The sequence below is a fragment of the Micromonospora sp. NPDC005707 genome, from assembly GCF_040631005.1.
In the GTDB taxonomy this organism is placed as follows: domain Bacteria; phylum Actinomycetota; class Actinomycetes; order Mycobacteriales; family Micromonosporaceae; genus Micromonospora.
This window is the reverse complement of record NZ_JBEXYR010000016.1, coordinates 141452-161635: the sequence shown is the minus strand read 5'-3', so window position 1 is coordinate 161635 and position 20184 is coordinate 141452. Positions and strand designations below refer to the sequence as shown.

Annotated in this window: 17 protein-coding genes; 10 read left to right on the top strand and 7 right to left on the bottom strand. The window is 73.7% G+C overall.

From position 1 onward, the window contains the following. Nucleotides 1-82: 82 nt before the first annotated feature. The 3 genes from ABZ452_RS27125 to ABZ452_RS27115 form a co-directional block, all read right to left on the bottom strand. Nucleotides 83-880 carry an SDR family oxidoreductase gene (locus ABZ452_RS27125; RefSeq protein WP_357948522.1) on the bottom strand — a complete coding sequence of 266 codons (798 nt, stop codon included), beginning with the start codon at nucleotides 878-880 and terminating at the stop codon, nucleotides 83-85. 66 nt (nucleotides 881-946) lie between these two features. Further along, the gene (locus ABZ452_RS27120) at nucleotides 947-2152 is read right to left on the bottom strand and encodes a nucleotide disphospho-sugar-binding domain-containing protein (protein WP_357948519.1); all 1206 of its coding nucleotides are present in this window, start codon (nucleotides 2150-2152) and stop codon (nucleotides 947-949) included. Nucleotides 2153-2178: 26 nt separating this feature from the next. Continuing rightward, on the bottom strand, nucleotides 2179-2919 hold the full coding sequence (locus ABZ452_RS27115) for an NAD-dependent epimerase/dehydratase family protein (protein ID WP_357948516.1): 741 nt from the start codon (nucleotides 2917-2919) through the stop codon (nucleotides 2179-2181). A 281-nt stretch (nucleotides 2920-3200) separates the two neighbouring features. Between ABZ452_RS27115 and ABZ452_RS27110 the strand changes: the two genes are divergently transcribed. Continuing rightward, nucleotides 3201-5975: an AAA family ATPase gene (locus ABZ452_RS27110; RefSeq protein ID WP_357948513.1), complete on the top strand. Its 2775-nt coding sequence runs from the start codon at nucleotides 3201-3203 to the stop codon at nucleotides 5973-5975. Nucleotides 5976-6059: 84 nt separating this feature from the next. Here ABZ452_RS27110 and ABZ452_RS27105 read toward each other — a convergent pair whose 3' ends face one another. Next, a complete protein-coding gene (locus ABZ452_RS27105) occupies nucleotides 6060-6701 on the bottom strand; it encodes a hypothetical protein (protein ID WP_357948510.1) in 642 nt (213 codons plus the stop codon). Nucleotides 6702-7440: 739 nt separating this feature from the next. Between ABZ452_RS27105 and ABZ452_RS27100 the strand changes: the two genes are divergently transcribed. Continuing rightward, complete coding sequence (locus ABZ452_RS27100; protein ID WP_357948507.1) at nucleotides 7441-8226, top strand: alpha/beta fold hydrolase; 786 nt, start codon at nucleotides 7441-7443, stop codon at nucleotides 8224-8226. Nucleotides 8227-8581: 355 nt separating this feature from the next. After that, nucleotides 8582-11302, top strand: coding sequence for an AAA family ATPase (locus ABZ452_RS27095; protein ID WP_357948504.1), 2721 nt, complete (start codon nucleotides 8582-8584; stop codon nucleotides 11300-11302). Between the two features lie 45 nt (nucleotides 11303-11347). Here the strand turns inward: ABZ452_RS27095 and ABZ452_RS27090 are convergent, their stop codons facing one another. Then, nucleotides 11348-11806, bottom strand: coding sequence for an Lrp/AsnC family transcriptional regulator (locus tag ABZ452_RS27090; RefSeq protein WP_357948502.1), 459 nt, complete (start codon nucleotides 11804-11806; stop codon nucleotides 11348-11350). A gap of 94 nt (nucleotides 11807-11900) precedes the next feature. On the opposite strand from ABZ452_RS27090, the gene ABZ452_RS27085 reads away from it, so the two are divergent. After that, the gene (locus ABZ452_RS27085; RefSeq protein ID WP_357948499.1) at nucleotides 11901-12752 is read left to right on the top strand and encodes an LLM class flavin-dependent oxidoreductase; all 852 of its coding nucleotides are present in this window, start codon (nucleotides 11901-11903) and stop codon (nucleotides 12750-12752) included. Further along, nucleotides 12749-13174: a nucleoside deaminase gene (locus ABZ452_RS27080; RefSeq protein ID WP_357948496.1), complete on the top strand. Its 426-nt coding sequence runs from the start codon at nucleotides 12749-12751 to the stop codon at nucleotides 13172-13174. The genes ABZ452_RS27085 and ABZ452_RS27080 overlap by 4 nt, the downstream gene beginning before the upstream one ends. On the opposite strand, the gene ABZ452_RS27075 is transcribed toward ABZ452_RS27080, so the two are convergent. Beyond that, nucleotides 13171-14391, bottom strand: a complete 1221-nt coding sequence (locus ABZ452_RS27075) for an MFS transporter (RefSeq protein WP_357948493.1) — start codon at nucleotides 14389-14391, stop codon at nucleotides 13171-13173. The two genes, ABZ452_RS27080 and ABZ452_RS27075, sit on opposite strands and share 4 nt — an antisense overlap. Before the next feature lie 72 nt (nucleotides 14392-14463). On the opposite strand from ABZ452_RS27075, the gene ABZ452_RS27070 reads away from it, so the two are divergent. Continuing rightward, nucleotides 14464-15306 (top strand): LysR family transcriptional regulator, encoded by an 843-nt coding sequence (locus ABZ452_RS27070; RefSeq protein ID WP_357948490.1) that lies wholly within the window; start codon nucleotides 14464-14466, stop codon nucleotides 15304-15306. Nucleotides 15307-15408: 102 nt separating this feature from the next. Here ABZ452_RS27070 and ABZ452_RS27065 read toward each other — a convergent pair whose 3' ends face one another. Next, entirely contained in the window at nucleotides 15409-15906 is a 498-nt protein-coding gene (locus ABZ452_RS27065; RefSeq protein ID WP_357948487.1) for a YcxB family protein, read from the bottom strand. A gap of 118 nt (nucleotides 15907-16024) precedes the next feature. On the opposite strand from ABZ452_RS27065, the gene ABZ452_RS27060 reads away from it, so the two are divergent. From ABZ452_RS27060 to ABZ452_RS27045, 4 genes are all read left to right on the top strand, one after another. Next, entirely contained in the window at nucleotides 16025-16822 is a 798-nt protein-coding gene (locus ABZ452_RS27060) for an inositol monophosphatase family protein (protein WP_357948484.1), read from the top strand. A gap of 289 nt (nucleotides 16823-17111) precedes the next feature. Continuing rightward, on the top strand, nucleotides 17112-17627 hold the full coding sequence (locus tag ABZ452_RS27055; RefSeq protein ID WP_357948481.1) for a SigE family RNA polymerase sigma factor: 516 nt from the start codon (nucleotides 17112-17114) through the stop codon (nucleotides 17625-17627). Continuing rightward, a complete protein-coding gene (locus tag ABZ452_RS27050) occupies nucleotides 17624-18793 on the top strand; it encodes a hypothetical protein (RefSeq protein WP_357948478.1) in 1170 nt (389 codons plus the stop codon). Before ABZ452_RS27055 ends, ABZ452_RS27050 begins: the two co-directional genes overlap by 4 nt. A 202-nt stretch (nucleotides 18794-18995) precedes the next feature. Further along, nucleotides 18996-20183, top strand: a complete 1188-nt coding sequence (locus tag ABZ452_RS27045; RefSeq protein WP_357948476.1) for a hypothetical protein — start codon at nucleotides 18996-18998, stop codon at nucleotides 20181-20183. The last annotated feature ends 1 nt before the right edge of the window (nucleotide 20184 follow it).

The window sequence follows — 20184 nt, the reverse complement described above, 5'->3', positions numbered from 1 at the left end:
GGCCCGTCGCGCCCCCCCCGGCAACACCCCGCGGGGCGGCGCGGGCCCCCGCCGCCCGGCCGGGCGGCGGGAGCCGTCCCCGTCAGGGCAGGGAGACGCCGCCGTCCACGTTGAGCAGGTTTCCCGTGATCCAGGAGCCGGCGGGCGAGGCGAGGAAGACCACCGCGGCGGCCACGTCGTCCGCGGTGCCGAGCCGGCGCAGCGGCAGGGTGTCACGCATGTTGCCGAACACGTCGGCGCTCTCCTGCGACGACATGCCCATCATGTTCACGGCCACGCCCTCGGTGGGGATCGGGCCGGGGCCGATGGCGTTGACCCGGATGCCGTGCGGCCCCCACTCCCGCGCCCAGGAGCGGGTCAGCGAGAGGATGGCCGACTTCGCCGCCCCGGCCGGCGAGTAGAGCGGGAAGCCCCGCTCCGGGTCCGGCATCAGGATCGAGATGATGGAACCGCCGCCGGCGGCGATCATGTCGCGGACGAATGCCTGGCTGACGTGGAACGTGCCGAAGAGATCGATGTCCACCACGGTGCGGAATCCCCGCGCGCTGACCTTCTCGGCCGCCATCCGGAAGTTGCCGGCCGCGTTGTTCACCACCAGGGACACCGGGCCCAGCTGCTCGCGGACGCCGCGGGCCAGGGCCCGCACGGCCCCCTCCTCGCGTACGTCGCAGGGCACCGCCACGCAGGTGCCGCCGGTGTCGACCTTGAGCGCCTCGGCCGCCGCGGCGAGCCGTTCGGCGTTGCGGGAGGCGATCGCCACCGTGGCGCCGTGGCGAAGCAGGGCCCGGCTGATGCCGTACCCGATGCCGGTGCCGCCGCCGGTCACCACCGCGACCTGGCCGGCCAGCGCGTCCGGCGCGAAGACCTGTCGTTCCGTCACGTCAACCCCTTCCTCGGTCCGGGCGTGCGGCCGCGGACCAGCTCCACATCTGGGTGCGCCGGCGGCTCACAGCCGGGCCAGCGCGGACACCACCTCGGCCGGGCTAGGCTGCGCGACGATCTCCGTGTGCAGCCGGGCGGCCGCGCCCGCCCAACCCGGATCGGCGAGCACCGTGGAGACCGCCGTGGCGATGTCGTCCACCGTGGTCCCGTCGGCCTTCAGGGCGATGCCGGCGCCGGTGGCGGCGAGCCGCTCGGCGTTGAAGGTCTGGTCGGGCACCGGCGTGACCAGCACTTGCGGCACGGCGCAGGCCGCGGCGGTGAGCATGGTGCCGGCGCCGGCGTGGTGCACCGCCGCGGCGCAGCCGGGCAGGATGAGGTGCAGCGGCGTCTCGGTCAGCAGCCGGACCCCGGGGCCCGGGTCGCCGAGCGCCGCCCGGTCGGACTCCTTCACCGTGGCCACGACCTCGACGTCGAGCCGGCGCAGCGCGGTGATGATCTCCGGGACCTGGAAGCCGTCGGCGCCGACCGCGAGGGTGTTCGACATGCTCCACGACACGCACACCCGGGGTCGACCGGCCGGCTCGGCCAGCCCGGACGGCACGGCGCCCGAGCCGTTGTACGGCACGTAGCGCACGGGGATCCGGTCCGGCACGCCGACGCTCTGCAGGCTCGCCGGGCAGGGGTCCACGGTGGCCGCCGCGTACCGGGTCCGCTCGGTTACGCCCAGCCGGGCGTAGAGGGCGCGCAGCTCCGTGGGCCAGTCGGCCGGGTCGGACCCGAGCCCCGGGAAGTGGTCGAGCCCCGGCATGTACGGGCCCCACAGGTGGTGCACGAGCGGGCAGCCGGCCGCCGCGGCGGCCACCGGCCCGACAAGCGTCACCGGGTCGGTCACCACCAGGTCGGGGCGCCAGCGACGGGCCAGGTCGACCACCTCGTCGGCCATCGCCGTCGCGGCGGCCACGTGCGGGGTGTACTGGAGGTTGCGGAAGTCGCGGAGCACCTCGGGGGGCAGCGCGCGCATGCCCTCCACGCTGGCCGGCATCCGGCCCCGGGCCTGGCGGATCCGGTCGTTGAGCCCGGCCACGCCGGCCATCAGGTCGTAGCCGGCACCGACCGGCGCCACGACCAGCCCGGAGCGCAGCACCGGCTCCATCACCGGCGGCTGCCCGGCCACCCGCACCTCGTGGCCGGCGGCGCGGAACGCCCAGGCCAGCGGGACCATCGGGTAGTAGTGGCTGGACCAGCCCATGGGGATGAACAGGACTCGCACGGGTACCTCCTCGGTGGGGCGACCGGTCAGGCCGACCGGCTCAGGGCGAGGTGCCGATCGATGACGTCCCGGTAGTAGTGCGGGCCGAACCCGGCCAGGTCCGGCACCAGCCGGCGCAGCTTCGCCAGCGACACCTGGTAGCGCTGGTGGCCGTCGACGAAGCGCCGTTGGGCGACCACGCCGAGCCGCCGTTCCAGGTGGTCGACGATGTCCTCCACCGGCACCGCCCGGCCGGAGGCGACGTTGACCACCTGGCCGTCCACCCGCGCGTCGAGCAGGCGGTCGAGGATGCGCACCACGTCGTCCAACGCGATGAGGTCCCGGTACGCGCCCCGGAAGACGTCGACCTGCCCGGCGAGGACCGCCCGGGTCAGGACCGGCAGCAGCTGGTGGTCGGGCTGGCCGGGGCCCACCACGTAGCCGAGGCGGACGATCAGGTGGCGCACCCCCGAATCGCGCACCAGCCGTTCCAGGCCGAGCTTGTGCCGGCCGTACGCGGAGCGCGGGGTGACCGGCTCGTCCTCGCGGCCACGGCAGCCGGGTGCCCCGTACACGTCGGCCGCGGCCGAGGAGAGGTAGACCAGCAGCCGGCCGTCGCGGCGGCACCGCCCGGCGACCTCGGCCACCCGGCACCGGTCGCGGCGGTACTCGTCGTCGGCGGCGGTGCGGGTGCTGGAGACGCCGGCGGCCAGGACCGTCACGTCGGGGTACGCGTCGGCCAGGCGGGCGAGGCCGCGGCCGAGGAAGCCCCGTCCCACCACCTCCATGCCTGTCCGCCCCTCGCCCGTTGGCCGCGTGTCGCCGTCGAGCCGACCATCGGGAGCTGAAGGATCCACAAAGCGGACCCAACCGCCCTCGTCGCCGCCGGGCGGGCCAGCCAGGAGGGGCGGGCGGGTCACCGTGGCGCCGATCCGCCGTTCCGCGGCGGCCATCGACGGGTATTGCGGTGGAAACACGCGGCGGGCAAACTTCACTCGGCACTGTCGCGCGGTCACTCTTCGGAGCCGTCGCGGGGGAACAACGACGGGTCGACCGGGGGCGTTCGACGATGACCTTGATCGAGCGGACCGACGAGATGAACTCGCTGATCGGCGAGCTGTGCAGCACGACGGGAGGTGACGGGCGGGTCGTCCTGGTGAGCGGCCCGACGGCCGTGGGCAAGACGGAGCTGGTGCAGGCCTTCGCCCGCGCCGCCGGTGAACGCGGCGCGGTGCTGCTCTCGGCCACCGCCACGCGCGGCCACCGGGACCGCCCGCTGGGGCTGGTCGCCCAGCTCATGCGGCAGGCCGAGCCGCACTCGGCGCAGCTGCGGCAGCTCACCGAGAACGCGGTGCTGACCGCGACGCTGCACATGCACGGCGCCGACGACGCGCACCATGTCCGTCCTGCGGTCCTGCACGGGCTCTGGACCGAACTCGCCACCCTGGCCCGGGCCCGGCCGATCGTCGTCGTGGTCGACGACCTCCAATACGCCGACGTTCCGTCGCTGACCACCCTGCTGTTCCTGGCTCGCCGGGCCAGCACCGGCCGGGTGATGCTGGTGTTCACGCTCTCGGCCGACGCCGATCCGGGGCGGTCCGCACTCCGCGGTGAGCTGCTGCGGCTGCCACACTGCCGGCGGCTCCGGCTCGCTCCGCTGTCCCGCGCCGGTCTGGCTGCCCTGCTCGGCGAGGTGTCGGCTGTGCGGGAGCCGCCGGCGGTGGCCGCCGAGGCGCACGCGCTCACCGGTGGCAACCCGCTGCTGGCCCGCGGTCTGCTGGTGGACAACCGGCGCCTCGGCGCGGAGGCGGGGCCCGGGCTGGTGGTGGGTGACGGGTTCACCCGCGCGGTGGTGTCCTGTCTGCACCGCACCGACGGGATCGTCCGCCGGGTGGGCCAGGGCGTGGCGCTGCTCGGCGACGACGGCGACCCGGCGCTGGTCGCCGACCTGCTGGACGTGCATCCCGTGCTGGTCGACGAGGCGATGACCGCGTTGCGCGCCGCCGGCCTGCTCGGCCCCGGCGGCTTCCGGCACCCGCGTGCCCGGGCCGCCGTCCTGGAGACACTCGACCCCGACGACCTGGTGAACCTGCACGCCCGCGCCGCCGTCCTGCGGCACCGGCAGGGCGGCCCGCCGCTGGCCGTCGCGCGGCACCTGGTCGCCGCCGGCCATCCGAGCGCGGGATGGACCATCGGGGTGCTCACCGACGGCGCCGAGCAGGCCCTCGCGCAGGGCGAGCTGGACCTGGCGTTGAGTTGCCTGCGCCTGGCCGACGACCAGTGCTCGGACGCGCGGCAGCGGGCCGCCATCCGCACCACGCTGGCCGCGATCGAGTGGCGGATCGACCCGGGCACCGCCAGCCGGCACCTGCCGGACCTGGTCGACGCGCTGCGGCAGGGCCTCATCAGCGGGCGGCACGAGGCCATCGTCATCGAGTTCCTGCTCTGGTCCGGCCAGATCGACACCGCACGGGCGGCGCTGACCCGGCTCGTGGAGCGGCCCGGGCCGCCCACCGGCGAGGCGGCGGTCACCATCGCGGCGCTCCGCCCGTGGCTCGGCCACGCCTTCCCGGAGCTGGGGCAGCTGCTGGAGAGCCGCCAGCCGCGTTCCGCCGCGTTGCGCCCGCCGCGCGTCCTCGCCGACCCGACCCTGCACGGCGTGGACGCTCTGGCCGGGGCGGCGCCCCGCGGCGACGACGTGGCCAGGTCCGAGCAGCTGCTGGCCAAGTGCGACCCGGACGAGCTGACCCTCGGCACGATCGTGACCTCGCTGGCCGCCCTGATGTACGCCGACGAGCTGGAGAAGGCCGGGTCGTGGTGCGACCGCCTGCTCCGTGCCCTCGACGGCCGGCGGGCGCCCATGTGGCAGGCCCTGCTCACCGCGATGCGGGCCGGCATCGTGGGCCGGCAGGGCGACCTGCGGGAGTCGCAGCGGCAGGCCCGCGACGCGTTGAAGCTGCTCCCGGCCGCCAGTTGGGGCGTCGCGCTGGCCATCCCCATCGCCACGTTGATCCTGACCGCGGTGGGGCTGGGCAACCTGGAGGACGCGGCCGCGTGCCTCGGCGTGGCCATGCCGCCGGGGCTGTTCCAGACCTCGTTCGGCCTGACCTACCTGCACGCCCGGGGGCGCTACCATCTGGCCGCGCGGGACTTCCCGGCCGCCCTGGCGGACTTCGAGCGGTGCGGCGAGATGCTGCGCCGGTGGGATCGGGACCAACCGGCGGTGCTGCCGTGGCGCAGCGACGCCGCCCTGGCCCTGCTGGCGCTCGACCGCCCCGAGCGGGCCCGGGAGCTGCTGCGCGAGCAGTTGGACCTGCTCGCGCCCGGGCAGCACCGGGCGCGGGGGCTGACCCTGCGGGTGCTGGCGGGCACCGTCGCGCCGGCCGAGCGGCCCGCCCTGCTCCACGACGCGCTGACCCATTTCGAGGCGTGCAGTGACCGGCTGAACCTGGCCCTGGTCTTCGCCGACATCAGCCGAACCCAGGAGCTGCTCGGCGCCCGGCCGCAGGCCGAGGCCGCCGCCCGCCAGGCGCAGCTCTGGGCGCGCGAGTGCGGTGCGGAGGCCAGCGTACGGAGGCTGCTGCCGGCGACGGTGCGGGTGGACGTGACCGAGGAGGCGCTGCCGACCGTGCCGGACGAATGGGTCACCGACCTGAGCGACGCGGAACGGCGCGTCGCCGGCCTGGCCGCGTCCGGGCACACCAACCGGGAGATCGCCGACCAGCTCTTCGTCACGATCAGCACCGTGGAGCAGCACCTCACCCGGGTCTACCGCAAGCTCAACGTCCGGCGCCGCACCGACCTGCCGTGGGAGCTGCAGACCGAGGGCGGTCGGCGGGGGTGAGCGGGGCGGTCCGGTTCGGCCGGCCCGGCCCGCCGCACCGGGGCGGTCTAGTTCAGCCGGCCCGGCGCGCCGCACCAGGGCGGTCTAGTTCGGCCGGCCCGGCCCGGTGCGCCGCAGCGCCGCCCGGGTGAGCGCGTCGAGACCGTCGATCCGGGCGTCGTCCCAGCGGCGCCGGACACCGTCGACGGCGCTGCCGCAGTCCGTGGCGGGCACCGGGTCCCGGTCGTCGCGGACGAGCAGGGCCAGGTATTCCTGCGCGGTGCGGCCGGGCGGCAGCCCGAGCGACGCAGCCGTCGGCTGACCGGCTGGCGGGCGCAGCCCGTGGTCGGCCAGATCCTCGTTCACCTCGACGTCGGCGGCCACCCGCCAGCGGCGCCCGAGCCGCACATCGGCGCCGGCGGCCGGGCCGGACCGCAGGGGCGACCGGGTGGCGTGCCCGCGCAGCAGGTGGCCCACCTGGTGGAGCAGCCACCACCCGAGTTCCTCGACCGGGGTGAGCAGGACGGTCACCGGGTCGACGTACGCGACCCAGCGGGGATCAGCCGGGAAGGCCGTCGGGCGCGGATCCTGGACGGCGCTGCCGGTCCCGACGTCGGGCGCCGGGCACACCGCGGTGATCACGGCCAGGACGGCGCTCGCCGCCGACGGCAGCCGGCGCACCGCCCAGAGCCGACCGGCGGCCAGCCGCGCCATCACCTCGTCCAGTTCGACCGGGCCCGGCCTCACGACCCGTGCCCTGGGCGGAGCGCTCCATCCACACCGGTCGTCCGGGCCGGGCCCGCCCACCGGATGCGTCCGTCCCACCGGGCGCGGATGTCGGCCATGCCAGTCCTCCCCTGTTCCCACGCGGCCACACCCCGCCGGTCGCGGCCCGGGCGGTGTCCACCCGCTCGCGGAGACGGTGGTGACCGGCGCGCCGGTCGGGGCGTTGCCGGACATCCCGTCGTGGTGCGCACGGGAGGGCCGGCGGTGTCAGCTCGGTGGGAGGGACTCCTCCCGACCGCGGGAATCGTGGCCGGGCAGTTCCCCACCAGGTCCGCAGGCGCAACCGCACACCGTCAGTCGACCATTCGACACGGCGCTGGATGGTCCCGATTGCGCGGCCGCCCCATTTGCCACGCCTCGGCGTTTACTGCGGACGAAGACCGTGAATTCATAGTTTGGCTGACGTACTAAGGGCCGAACGTACGAATTGCCGCCATGCGGTCAGCCTATGGCGAATTTGTGGGCTCGTCAACAAGTACTGACTACCGCAAAGTAGCGGTGCGGACACCCTGCGAGGTGCCGCCGCCGGCCGTCGAGAGTGGACCCGCAACGGCCCGTTTGGGGCGGCTTTGGCGAGCCGGGCCACCATCGGCGGGCCGACGTCGACCGACAGGGAAGGAGGCGGTCCGGTGACCGACCTCGACTCGTCGTGGATCCCGGGCGGGGCGTGGCCGCTCCCCCGGGGCGGAACGGAGCGGGCATGCTGACCCCGTACCTGCTGCGGGCCCCCGCCCCCACGGCCGACGGGCTGCGGCTGTTCTGTTTCCACCACGCCGGCGGCTCGGCCGCCGCGTTCGCCACGTGGCAGCGCGGGCTCGGCCCCCGGGCGGAGGTGCTGCCCGTGCAGCTGCCGGGCCGGGAGGGACGGCTGTCCGAGCCCCGGGCCACCGACATGACCCGGCTGGTCGACGAGCTGGTACGCGAGCTGGGGGACCTTTTCCGCCCGCCGTTCGCGTTCTACGGGCACAGCATGGGTGCCCTGCTGGCGTACGCCGTCGCCCAGCGGCTGCGCGACCGGGGCGCCGCGCTGCCGACGCTGCTCGCGGTCGGGGCCTATCCCGCCCCCGACCGCCCCGGACTGATGACGGACGTGCCCCGGATGGCGGCGGACGATCTCGCCGCGCTGCTGGTCCGCATCGGCGGCATGTCGGAGATGCTGCTCGACTACCCCGAGTGGCGCGACGCCGCGATCGACCTGGTCCGCGACGACCTGCGGGTGTGCCACAGCTACCGGCACGTCCCGGACGCACCGCTGCCCACGCCGATCACCGCGTTCGTCGGGGACCGGGACCCGCTGATGACGCCCGACGACGCGACGCCGTGGGCCGGGCACACCACGAGCGGGTTCGAGCTGCAGCCGATCCCCGGCGGTCACTTCTTCCTGCGCGACTCGGCCCCGGTGCTGCTCGGCGCCCTGCGCCGGTCGCTGGCCGCGGCCGGCGCCCGGCGGGGCGTCGCCCACGCCGCACCCGGCGAGCGGGACTGACCACCCGGCCGCCGCCTGCCCGGCGCCGCGAAACGAGACGTGTCCACTGTAGAGGCGAAGGTCCACTCGCCCGCCGATTTGTCGTCCAGATACTGGGCAGCGACAACAATCCGACGTCGGTTGCCCGCCAACTGGCGCGGTGGCAAAATGATCGCCCTGGGGAGGAATTGTTTTGCCGCCCGCAGTTCAGTCGCATTCACCGAGCTGCGGATCGCTTCATGATGTCCGGAATTGCGCCGCAGAGGGGGAGGTGAATAACGCCTTCCGGGGGGCGCCGCCTCCCGGCGGCTGAGCACCCGTGCCGGCCGAACCGTTCCCCCCGCCTGAGCGGAACCTGGGGGCTGCCGTGGGGCTGGTGGAACGGGACGAGGTGCTGTCGCGGCTGCGGGCGGCGCTGCGGGACACGCTGGCCGGCCACGGCCGGCAGGTGGTCGCCGTCGGCGCGGCGGCCACCGGGAAGACGGCGCTGCTGTCCGCGCTGGCCGCGCAGTCCCGGGCCGCCGGCGCCACCGTCCTGCTCGCCACCGGTTCGCGGCGCGAGGCCGGGCTCCCCTACGGCGTCATCCGGCAGCTGCTCGCGAGCGGCGCGGAGGACCCGGCACTCGCCTCCGCCGCCCGCTTCCTGGACGGCACCATCGCCCTCGGCACCATGTCCGGTCCGCCCGAGCGGGCCGACCCGTCGCTGGTCGACCGGATCTGCGCCGAGGTGCTGCGCGCCGCGCGGTCCACCCCGCTGGTGATCGCCGCCGACGACGTGGACCACGCCGACCTCGCCTCCGTGCACTGCCTGGTCGAGCTGGGGCGCCGGCTCGAGGACCACCGGATCCTGCTGTTCCTCGCCGCCTCGCCCGGCGCCGGCGGGGCGTACGCGCCCCTGATCGACGCGCCGGGCCGGCAGCTGCTGCCGCTCGAACCGCTCTCCGTCGACGGGGTCGCCACACTGCTGGCGCAGCACACCGACGGGCTGATCGACGCGGCCCTGGCCACCGACCACCACGCCGTCAGCGGGGGCAATCCCCTGCTGGTCAAGGCCCTCGTCGAGGACGCCCGCAACAGCCCGGGCGGCCGGCCCGGGTCGGTCGTCGTGGGGGACGCCTTCACCGAGGCCGTGCTCGACTGCCTCTACCAGGGCACGCCGACCACGCTGCGGGTGGCGCGGGCGCTCGCCGTGCTGGGTGACGCGAGCCGACCGACCACGCTGAGCTGGCTGGCCGACGCCGACGCCGACTCGACCCGGTCCGCGCTGGACCTGCTCACCGCGTCCGGGCTGCTGCGGGAGGGCCGGTTCCGCCACCCGGCCGCCCGGGAGGTGGTGCTGCGTCACCTCATCGCCGAGGAGGGGCCGGAGCAGCACCGGCGGGCGGCCGAGCTGCTGCACCGGGAGGGCGCGGCTCCGGCCGAGGTGGCCCGGCAGCTGGTCGCCGCCGGCACGCCCCCGGAGGACTGGGCGGTGCCGGTGCTCCGCGAGGCCGCCCGGCAGGCGGTGGTGGACGGCGACCTGCACGGCGCCATCGACCTGCTGGAGCTGGCCCACACCGGCGCCACCGAGGCGGGCGACCGGATCGGGCTCAAGGTGCTGATGAGCAGCGTCGAGTGGCAGCTCGACCCGTCCCTCGCCGCCCGGCACCTGGAGGGGCTGGCGGCGACGGCCCGGGACGGCGGGTTCGGGCCCCGGGCCGGGGTGGCCACCGCCCAGCAGCTGCTCTGGCACGGCTGGGTGGACGAGGCCATGGAGGTGCTGCGGCACGCCCGGTTCACCGTCGACGACCCGCGCACGGCCCGCCTGCTGTCGCGGTCCCGCAACCTCCTGGCGTACGCGTACCCGGCGGTCGGGCGGCGGCTGCGCACGCTGCTCGGCGACCCCTGTGCGGCGCCGGCGCCGCACGCCGCCCCGGACGGCGACCCGGCGGAGCTGCTCCTCGCCGCCGTCGACGGGGTGACCGGCCGGCACCGGCAGCTCGAACGGTTGCTCGAACAGCGCTACGACCGGCTGAACCCGGTGGACCTCACGGCGGCGCTGATCGCGCTGGTGTGCGACGACCGGGCCGACCGGGCGGCCCGGTGGGCCGCACGGCTGGCCGCCGGACGGGGCAGGCGGTTCCCGCCGACCTGGCAGGCGATCCTGGCGGCCCTGCACGGCGAGGCGGCCCGCCGGCAGGGTGACCTGCGGGTCGCCGCCGCCGAGACCGAGCGGGCGCTGGCGTTGGTCGACCGGGACGGTTGGGGGGTGGCGGTCGGCGGGCCGGTCTCCACCCGGGTGTTGACGCTGGTGTCCACGGGGCACCTGGACGAGGCCGCTCAGGTGGTCAACCAGCCGCTGCCCCCGGCGACCTTCCAGACACCGTTCGGCCTGCACTTCCTGCACGCCCGGGGCCGCTACTACGCCGCCACCCAACGCCCCGACGCCGCACTGGTCGACTTCCACACGTGCGGGGAGCTGATGCGCGTCTGGGAGGTCGACCTGCCCGCCCTGGTCCCCTGGCGCACCGAGGCGGCCCGGGTCTACCTCTCGCTGGGCCGCACCGCCGAGGCGGCGCGGCTTGCCGACGAGCAGATGCGGATGGTCGGCGACCGGCGCAGCCGCAGCCGCGGGCTCACCCTGCTGGTCGCCGCGGCCGTCAGCCCGCTGCCGGAGCGGCTGCCGCTGCTGCGCGAGGCGGTGGACATCCTGGAGGAGGCCGGCGACCGCCTCGCCCTGGTGCGGGCCCTCAACGACGAGGCCGCGGCGCACCACGCGGTCGGCAACACCATCCAGGGCCGGATGTCGACCCGGCGCGCCCGGCAGGTGGCCGAGCAGGGCGGGTTCCCCGGTTCCGGACGGCGGACCCACGACGACGGCGGCGGCACCGCCACGCTCCGCGTCGACGCCGAGCAGGTCGCCGCGCTGAGCGAGGCGGAACGCCGGGTCGCCACCCTGGCCGCCCAGGGCCTGACCAACCGGGAGATCGCCGACCAGCTGTCCGTCACCGTCAGCACCGTGGAGCAGCACCTCACCCGGGTCTATCGCAAGCTGCGGGTCCGGCGGCGGGCCGACCTGCCGTACCGGCTGGGCGCGGCCTCCTCGGGACCGTCCTGACCGGACCCGCGCGTCATCGGTGGTAGCTGAGGTCCTCGATCAGGGTCAGGAGTGGGGCGGTGCCAGGCGCGGGCCGCGATAGGGCAGGGTGGCGCTGTAGACCACGTTGGTGGTGGTGCTGCCGAACGCGGCGAGTTCGTTGACGACCTGTTCGAGGTGCGCCATCGAGGTCGCGGCCACCTTCAGCACGTAACAGTCGTCTCCGGTGGTGCGCAGGCACTCCAGGATCTCCGGCCGGCGCTCCAGCAGCTTGTGCAGCGGGTCGTGCCGGCTGCCGGGATACTTCAGCCGGACCACCGCGAGCACGGCGAAGCCCGCTTTGGGCAGGTCGACCTCGGCGCGGTAACCGGTGATCACACCGGTCGCCTCCAGCCGCCTCACCCGTTCGGTGGTGGCCGATGCGCTCAGCTTGACCCGGCGGCTCAGCTCGGTGATGGGCAGGCGGCCGTCGCCCTGCAGCTCGGTCAGGATGGACCAATCGATGGCATCAAGATCCTCGGCCATGGGGCCAATCTACCGGCGGATTCACGGCGCAGACCAGCCAAGGCCGGGAAGACGTTGTTCACAGCCCGCACCCGCCGTGACTAGCGTGGGAGCCGTGCAAATTGGTGTGAACGTACCGAACTTCGGCCCGGGTACCGACCCCGAGGTGCTGCGACAGTGGGCACAGACGGTCGAGGGCCTCGGCTTCGATCTGCTGATGGTCTCCGATCACATCGCGGTGACCCCGGACGTCGCCGAGCAGTATCCGGCGCCGTTCTACGAGCCGTTCACCACGCTGTCCTGGCTGGCCGGGGTGACCCGCCGGGTCCGGCTGGGCACCACGGTGCTCATCGTCCCGTACCGGCACCCACTGCTCACCGCCCGGATGGCTGCGAACCTCAACCGACTCAGCGGCGGCCGGCTCGTCCTCGGTGTCGGTGTCGGCTGGGCCCGGCAGGAGTTCGAGGCGCTCGCCGTGCCGTTCCGGCGACGCGGCGCGCTGACCGACGAGTACCTGCATGCCATGCGCGACGCCTGGCGGAACACCGACGACTACGACACGGCGGCGATCCCGATCTGGGTCGGCGGCAACAGCGACGCCGGCATCCGTCGCGCGGTGCTGCTCGGTGACGCCTGGCACCCGCTGCGGGTCACGGCCGGATGGCTCGCGGACGCAGCCGGGCGGCTGAAGGCCACCGCCGAGGAACTGGGCCGCCCGGCGCCCGCGCTGACGCCGCGTATCAAGCTCCAGGAGACCCGGGAAGCGGTCACCGCCCCGGACCGGCTCGCCGGTGTCGGCACCATCGACCAGATCATCGCCGACCTCGACCAGATCCGTCTGCTCGGCGCGCAGACGGTGGTGCTCGACCCGTTCAACGGCGATCTGGCCGAGATCCGTCAGCCCGAACGCGCCTGGCAGACCCTTGCGGCCGTGGCCGCGTACCACAAAACCCAGGAGGACCGATGACTCCCGACGACGAGAAGCTTCTCCGCCGTGCCGTGGAACTCGCCAACAGCGCCGGGGCGTCCGGCGAACGGCCGTTCGGCTCGTTGCTGGCCGGTGCTGACGGCACCGTCCTGATCGAGGACCACAACACCGTGGTCTCCGACTCGGACATCACCGCTCATCCGGAACTCAAGCTGGCCCGCTGGGCCGCTCGGGAACTCGCCCCCGACGTGGCCGCACGGACCACCATGTTCACCAGCTGCCAGCCCTGCCCGATGTGCGCGACCGCAATCGACCGGTCTGGCCTCGGCCGGGTGGTGTACGCCCTGTCCGCCGAACAGTTCGAAGAGATCAAGCCGGCTGCCCCGCCGCTGCCCCCGGTACGGTACGAGGGGCCGGCACTGTTCGACGAGGCACGCCAGCCGATCGACAACTATTACTAGAGCCCTTGGGTGGTCGTGGCCGGCACCGCCGTGCGAGACAGCACCGGAGGCCGCGTTCGAGCGGGCGGTCGGCGCGACAGCAGGCATCCGGCCAGCGCGGCGGCGAGGCCGGCCAGCCCGGCTGCCGCGAAGCCGCCCGCCGGCACGGAGACGTCGATCGCCAGCCCGACGATCGGGGATCCGAGCGCGAAACCCGCGCTCAGCGCCGAGGACTGCAGACCTGTCGCCTCACCCCGCACGCTGGCCGGCGCCAGCCGGCTCACCGCGTCGGCCACCGTCGCGAGGGTCGGCGCGGTGAGCAGCCCGGCGCCGACGACTGCCACGCACAACCAGCGCCAGTCGTGGGCAAGCCCGGCGGGAATCGTCACGAGTCCGAGCAGGCCGAGCAGCAGCCACGTGGGCAGCGGCCGGGACTGCGCGCCATAGATCAGCCCGCCGGCGACGGAGGCCACGCCGAACACGGCCACGACCACAGCGGCCCAGGACACCTGACCTGCTTCTCTGAGCGTGGCCACGATGGCGAGGTCGACCCCGCTGAGCAGCATCGTGGCACCGAACGCCATCGTCAGTACGGCAATCATGCGGGCGCCGAGCCACTCCCGGCGCGGGGGCCGTCCCGCCGTGCCGGGATCCGCCTCGTCCTCGGTACGCAGCGGCGGGTTGAGCAAGGCAATGCCGGCCCCGCCGGCCACGATCGCGGCGCCGACGCCCCAGGCGACCAGGCCGGGGGACATCGTCGCCGCACCGAGGATCACGACGGCCGGGCCCACCATGTACGACAGCTCGCCCTGCACCGATTCCAGCGCGAACGCGGCCCGGCGCTGCCCCGTCGTCGTCATCGCGGTGATCGCCTGCCTGGTCACCAGTTGAGCCGGCACCATCAGCAGCCCCGCCGCGAAGGCGGCGCCCAGCAGGATCCCGTACGGCAGGATCGGCACGCTCAGCCAGAACACGGCCTGCACCCCGACAGTTGCCAGCAGCACGGTGCGCAGACCCCGCCGGTCGATCAGGCGACCAAGCAGCGGCCCGCCCAGCGCCACCCCGGCGGTCAGCGCCGCCGCGACACCACCCGCGGCCGCGTAGCTCATGCCCAGGCCCAGCACGACATACATCGTCAGCGCCATCACGTCGGCCGTGATCGCGGTGCGGGCGAGCAGCGAAACGCCCAGCAGCGGTGCCAACCCTGGCACGGCGAGCACCTGGCGGTATCCGGTCACCTGCCGGACGCTAGGTCATCCCTCAGCTCGTAGGAACTGGCTAATTTGTTTGGCCCGGCATAATGAATGCTTATGGCAAGGGATCTTGAGACGGCGTTGCTGCGGTCGTTCGTCACCGCCGTGCGGGCGGGCAGCATCAGCCGCGCCGCGACCGCGCTCGGACAGACCCAGCCCGCGCTCAGCCAGCAGTTGCGCAAGCTCGAGAGCGCCGTCGGCCGCCCGCTGCTCTACCGGTCGCCGTCCGGCGTCTCGCCGACCCGGGCGGGTGAGGAACTCCTGCCGTACGCCGAGCGCATTCTCTCGCTCTCCGCACAGGCACTTACCGCAACCGGTCACGCGCTCACCGGCCGCTGCGGCGTCGGATTGCTCGAAGACCTCGCCGCGTCCCAGCTTCCACAGGCCCTCGCCGACCTCGCCGGGCTGCACCCCGGCGCGACGCTGGAGGTGCTCACCCTTCCCAGCGCCGCGATGCGCGAGGCCTACGACGCGGGCCGCGTCCAACTCGTGCTCGACGAGGTGCCGTACGTTCCCGGACCGCCGCGCTGGACGGTACGCCGCCCCCTGGTCTGGGCGATCGGCCAGTGTGTGGACGTGGCTGCCGATCCGCTGCCGGTGGTGCTGTTCTCGAACCCGTGCTTCTGGCGTACGTCGGTGCTGGAAACGCTGGACCGTGCCGATCGGCGCTGGCGGGTGGCGTTCGAGAGCAACAGCCTGCTCGGCGTGCTCGCCGCGGTACGGGCCGGGCTCGGCGTCTCGGCGCTCATGCCCGCGAACCTCGAACCGGCCATGGCCTGCCACGACGTGGACGCCCTGCCCGCCCTGCCGGACGTCGAGCTCGGTCTCGCACGGCACCCACGGACCGAAGGTGATCCGCTGATCGACGCCGTGGAGACCGCGCTACGACGCATGATCTGAGTTCCCCGGCTGGCCTGCGCGCCGCTCTCCGTCCGGCCCGTGGCAGCAATTCCGCCCGGCACTGTCCGCGGCCCGTGACGAGCGTCTACGCGGCAGACCGGTTCACCGAGGCTGGAGCAGCCCGCGTTCGGCCATGAAGGCTCGCAACGTCTCGGCGTCCTCGGCGGACATCAAGCGGCGTGGGATCACCGTCGCCGGCATCCGGCCGACGTACACGATCCAGAAGTCCGGGGTGTCCCGTACCTGGGCGACCCCGTCCCAGGCGATGCCGCCGGACTCCGACCCGCTGCGCATCATGATGTTGTCGTCGGTGATGTCGTAGGCGCCCTCGACGGCGTAGCGACCGGAGCGGCGCCGGGCGCGCCACCGCACCCACGGCGCGTACAGCATCGACAGCAGGCCACCCGCGACCAGCGCCGTGCACAGCGACGAGACCTTGTCGCCCCACGTGAACCCCCGTGAAACGGCGAAGCCGATCGCCCCGACCGCCGCCAGCACCGCGCCGACATAGCCGTACCTGCGTAGCCGAACACTGCTGAGCGCGGCGGCCACACGGCCCGGGTAGGCGGGATCGGCGGGGACGTCAAAACGGATGTGCACGCCCGAACGATAGTGCCCCCACCCGCCCCCGGGCAGCGCTGACTCCTACCCCACTGAGTTCGGGGCCACGCTGCCCTGACCGACCGGGAGACAGCCTCGCCCCGATATTGTGCCCAACATGATCAACTCGTACGCGGGCCTCGACGATGCCGAAGTCGCGATCGCCGCGGCCCGTGCCGGCGCCGACGTGGTGCGCACCAGGTACGGCCAACGGCTCAGCCGCATCGAGAAGGGCGCCGGCGACTTCGCCACCGCCGCCGACGTGGAGGCCGAGCAGGCGATCCTCGGCGTCCTCCGCGCCGCTCGCCCCGATGACGCGGTGCTCGGCGAGGAAGGCGGGCAGCAGGGCGCGGCCGACGCCGCACGCCAGTGGCTGGTGGATCCCCTGTGCGGCACGCTGAACTACGCGGTCGGCAACATGCTGGTGGCCGTCAACGTCGCGCTGCGCGACGGGGCGGCGGCGGTGGCCGACCCGTTCAGCGGCGAGGTCTTCTGCACCGACGGGGAAACCGCCTGGGTACGGCAGAACGGTGTCGACGCGCGGTTGACGCCCACTCCCGCCACTCAACTGGTGGACGTCAACCTGGACCCGCCGTTTCCGAGCGCGCCCGGATTCCGGGCCGTCGACCTGCTGGCCCACCCCGGGTTCGTCGAGCGGTTCCGGCCGCGGGTCGTGTCCACGACGCTGGCGTTGGCCTGGGTCGCGGCCGGCAAGCGCGCCGCGTACGTCACCGACGGCGGTGACCTGACCGGGAGCGTGCACTTCGCCGCCGGGATCGCGCTGTGCCGGGCCGCCGGCTGCGTGGTCACCGGGATCGACGGCGCCCCCATCGGGCCGGCAGGCCGCGGGCTTGTGGTGGCCGGGGACGCCGAGACCCACGGGCTGCTGATGTCGATGATCCGCGGCCGAGGCTAGTTAGGTGATCACATCCTTCCGGCCCGCGGCTCGTTCCCCTTCGGTCGCTCGGCGGCGGAAGGGGAACGGCCGCGGCCGCCCTGAGGGCAGCTCCCACGCTGTGTCGGCGAGACGTCTGAATCCCGGCTGCATGATGAGCGGGCACGAGGTGAACAGCCGGCCGTGGCTGACTGAAGCAGTGCAGGCGACATGCCGTCCGGCTCCCACATCTCGCGGATCATCTCGTCACGGCGATGACGCAACCCGATGGTCGTCCGGACCCGTCAAGCGAGCGGAGGAGGGAGCCTCGATGGCGGATGCCGAGCATGAGTTCGTGGAGTACGTCTCCGCGCGACTGCCGAGCCTGCACCGGACCGCGTTCCTGATGTGCGGCGACGCCCACCTGGCCGACGACGTGGTGCAGCAGACGATCACGGCGCTGTACGTGAACTGGCGCCGGGTCAGCCGGGCCGACAACGTCGACGCGTACGTGCACCGGATGCTGGTCCACAAGCTGGTCGACGAGAAGCGGTTGAGCTGGGCGAAGGTCCGGCTGCTGGGGTCGGTGCCGGAGCCGGAGCGCCCGCCGGTCACGCCGCATGACGCGCTGGCCGAGCGGGACAGCGTGGTCGCCGCGCTCGCCCACCTCCCCCGCGGCCAGCGCACCGTACTGGTCCTGCGGTTCCTGTGCGACATGTCGCTCGCCGACACGGCGGCAGCGATGGGCTGTTCCGAAGGCAACGTGAAGTCACAGACGGCCCGGGCGCTGGTGGCGGTCCGCCAGGTGCTCGACGTCACCGAGACGGCCGGGAGGAATTCGAGATGAGCACGTTGGACGATCAGCGGATTGCCGCGCTGCTGCGGGCGGCGCCGGTTCCCGAGCCGCGGGTTGACGTGGGCCGTGCGGTCCGGGACGGCCGGCGTCGCCGCCGGCGCCGCCGCGTCGGCGGGATCGCTGCGGTGACGGTGCTGGGCGGGCTCGGCGTCGTGGGCGCCGTCCAGCTCAGCGGGGCGGCCGGCCGGCCGGTTCCGGACACGCCGGTCCTCGCGGCGTCACCATCCGGGACCGTGTCGACCGCCCCGGCCTCGCCGGTCACCTGCGAGGCGTCGTGGTTGCCGCAACCGATCGGTGGTCCGGTCGCGGTGGCGAGCGGCGTCGACCCCACCGGGCGGTACGTCGTCGGTGAGATCGGCACCGGGCAGGAGGACGGGCGGGTCGTGCTGTGGACCGACGGCCAGGCAGACGTCCTGCCGGCCGGCGCGCGTCACGCGGCCGCGGTCAACGCCGGCGGTGTCGTGGTCGGCACCAACGGCGACGGCACCGGCTGGCTCTACCGGGACGGGAAGCTGCGCTTCCTGGCCACCCCGCGCGGCTACCACGGGGTCCTCATCAACGCGGTCAACGGCCGGGGCGACATCGCCGGCACCGCCAGCGGAGCCGGCGACTCGCACCACGCCGTGCTGTGGTCGGCGGACCGTCCACAGGAGTACCGGCTGGTCGGCCAGCCGGGATCCACCGCCACCGGGATCACCGAGGACGGCACGGTTGTCGGCGCGACGGGCCAACTGCCCTACCGATGGACGCCGCAGGGCACCGGGGCGGCACTGGCGGTGCCCGACGGCTACCCGCGCGCCTCGGTCGAATCGGCGCGCGGCGAATGGGCGATCGGCACGGTCCCCGGCGTCCGGCAGGGCGGCGCCGTGCAGATGCTGCCGGTACGGTGGAACCTCACGACCGGGGCAGTGAGCCTGCTGCCGTTCCCGGGGGCGACCGGGATCGCCGGCAACGGCGACCTGCTGGTCGGCGACGGTGCGCCGCTGGTCGTCGCCCCGGACGGCACGTCCCGCCGGCTGCCGGGCCGGCCAGAGGTCCGGGCGACCGAGGCGGGCACGTACACGGCCAACGGGATCAGCGACGACGGTCTGACCCTGGTCGGTGCCGTCTACGAGAACCAGGTGCACCGGCCGCTGGTGTGGCGCTGCCGCCGTTGAAGGTCGCGCGCCCGGTCCATGCCGCCGACGCCGGGTCGCGCGTACGGTCGCTCGCCCGCGATCACGTTGCTACGTCAACTTCACGACGCCCTTCGCACCAATTCGCGACGGCCGGGGCACACCTGCGGCCCATACGATCCAGGCGGTGCTTGTTGGGCCCCCGGTCGCGTCGCGCACCGGGCACGGAGCAGGAGGCGGCCCGGTGGAAGACGTCGATGACGCCCGCGAACTGGTCGAGCAGCGAATGCGCGCCACGGGCATGGAGGAGTCGATCTTCGATCGGATCACGGACCTGCTCGAGCGGTTCGACACCGACCGGGAGAAGCTGTTCGAGGAGATGCTCGACAAGCTGGAGGCGTCCGGCTACGACGGTCTTCGCGACCGGTGGTCGACCAACTGCGCGCAGGCCGACGCCCTGCTGGAGCGCCTCGAGGAGGACATGGTCGATGTCCTGGGGGACAGCCAGGCCAATGCCATGTCGGCGAGCGAGCGTATGGCCGCGGTCGGCCCGGTCGATCTCATCGCCGGGGAGCGCAGGATCTGGCAGCAGGTCGCCAAGGGCGACGTCCCCGACGCGGCCACGCTGATGGGCAAGGTGCTGGAGGCCGATCTCGCGGTGATCAAGAAGTGCGAGGAGGACCTCAAGGAGGCGCGCAACAACGACAAGGTTGTCGAGGCCCTGATCGTGAAGAACTTCGGCTCCATCACCGCCACGGCCAAGAACCTCCTCGTCAAGTACACCGTTACCGGCGTCCCACGGCTGCTGGTGCTACTGATGAAGGACCCCTCCGCCAAGGAAGCGGCCACCGAGGCGCTCAAGGCGATCGAGAAGCTGGCCGAGGAGAACTACAACGCCGCCAAACAGAAGCGCGTCGCCAAACAGGTCGTGCTCGACAACGTCAAGCTGCTCAATGACGCCAGGGAGCAGCTCTCCGAGGATTGGGTCGACAAGCTTTTCGCCCGGGGCGCGGAGGCCGCGGCCGGCTGGCAGGGCACCGGCCGGACCGGCTACTACGAGGCCACCGACTGGGACGAATTCAAGAACGCCTGCATCGAGGCGCTCGACACGCGGTCCGAGGCCGCCAAGGAGCAGTCCCGCAAGATCTACGACGAACTGCTGCCCACCTTCGTCAAGGAGAGCACGAATGCCTTCGGGGCACTGACCGACGACCCGGCCACGCTGGAACGCTTCAATAACGACCTGAAGGACACCTTCGAGTCGCTCGAAGACCTGCTCGAAGGGGAGAAGCAGTTCCAGGATGAGCTGGTCGACGGAGCCGGCAAGCAGGCGGCCCAGGAGACGCTCGCAACCGTATGGACGTCGGTCAAGGCCAGCTGGGCGCTGGCCACGTCGCGTACCAAGGACGCCGACGACGAAGTGAAGCGGTGAG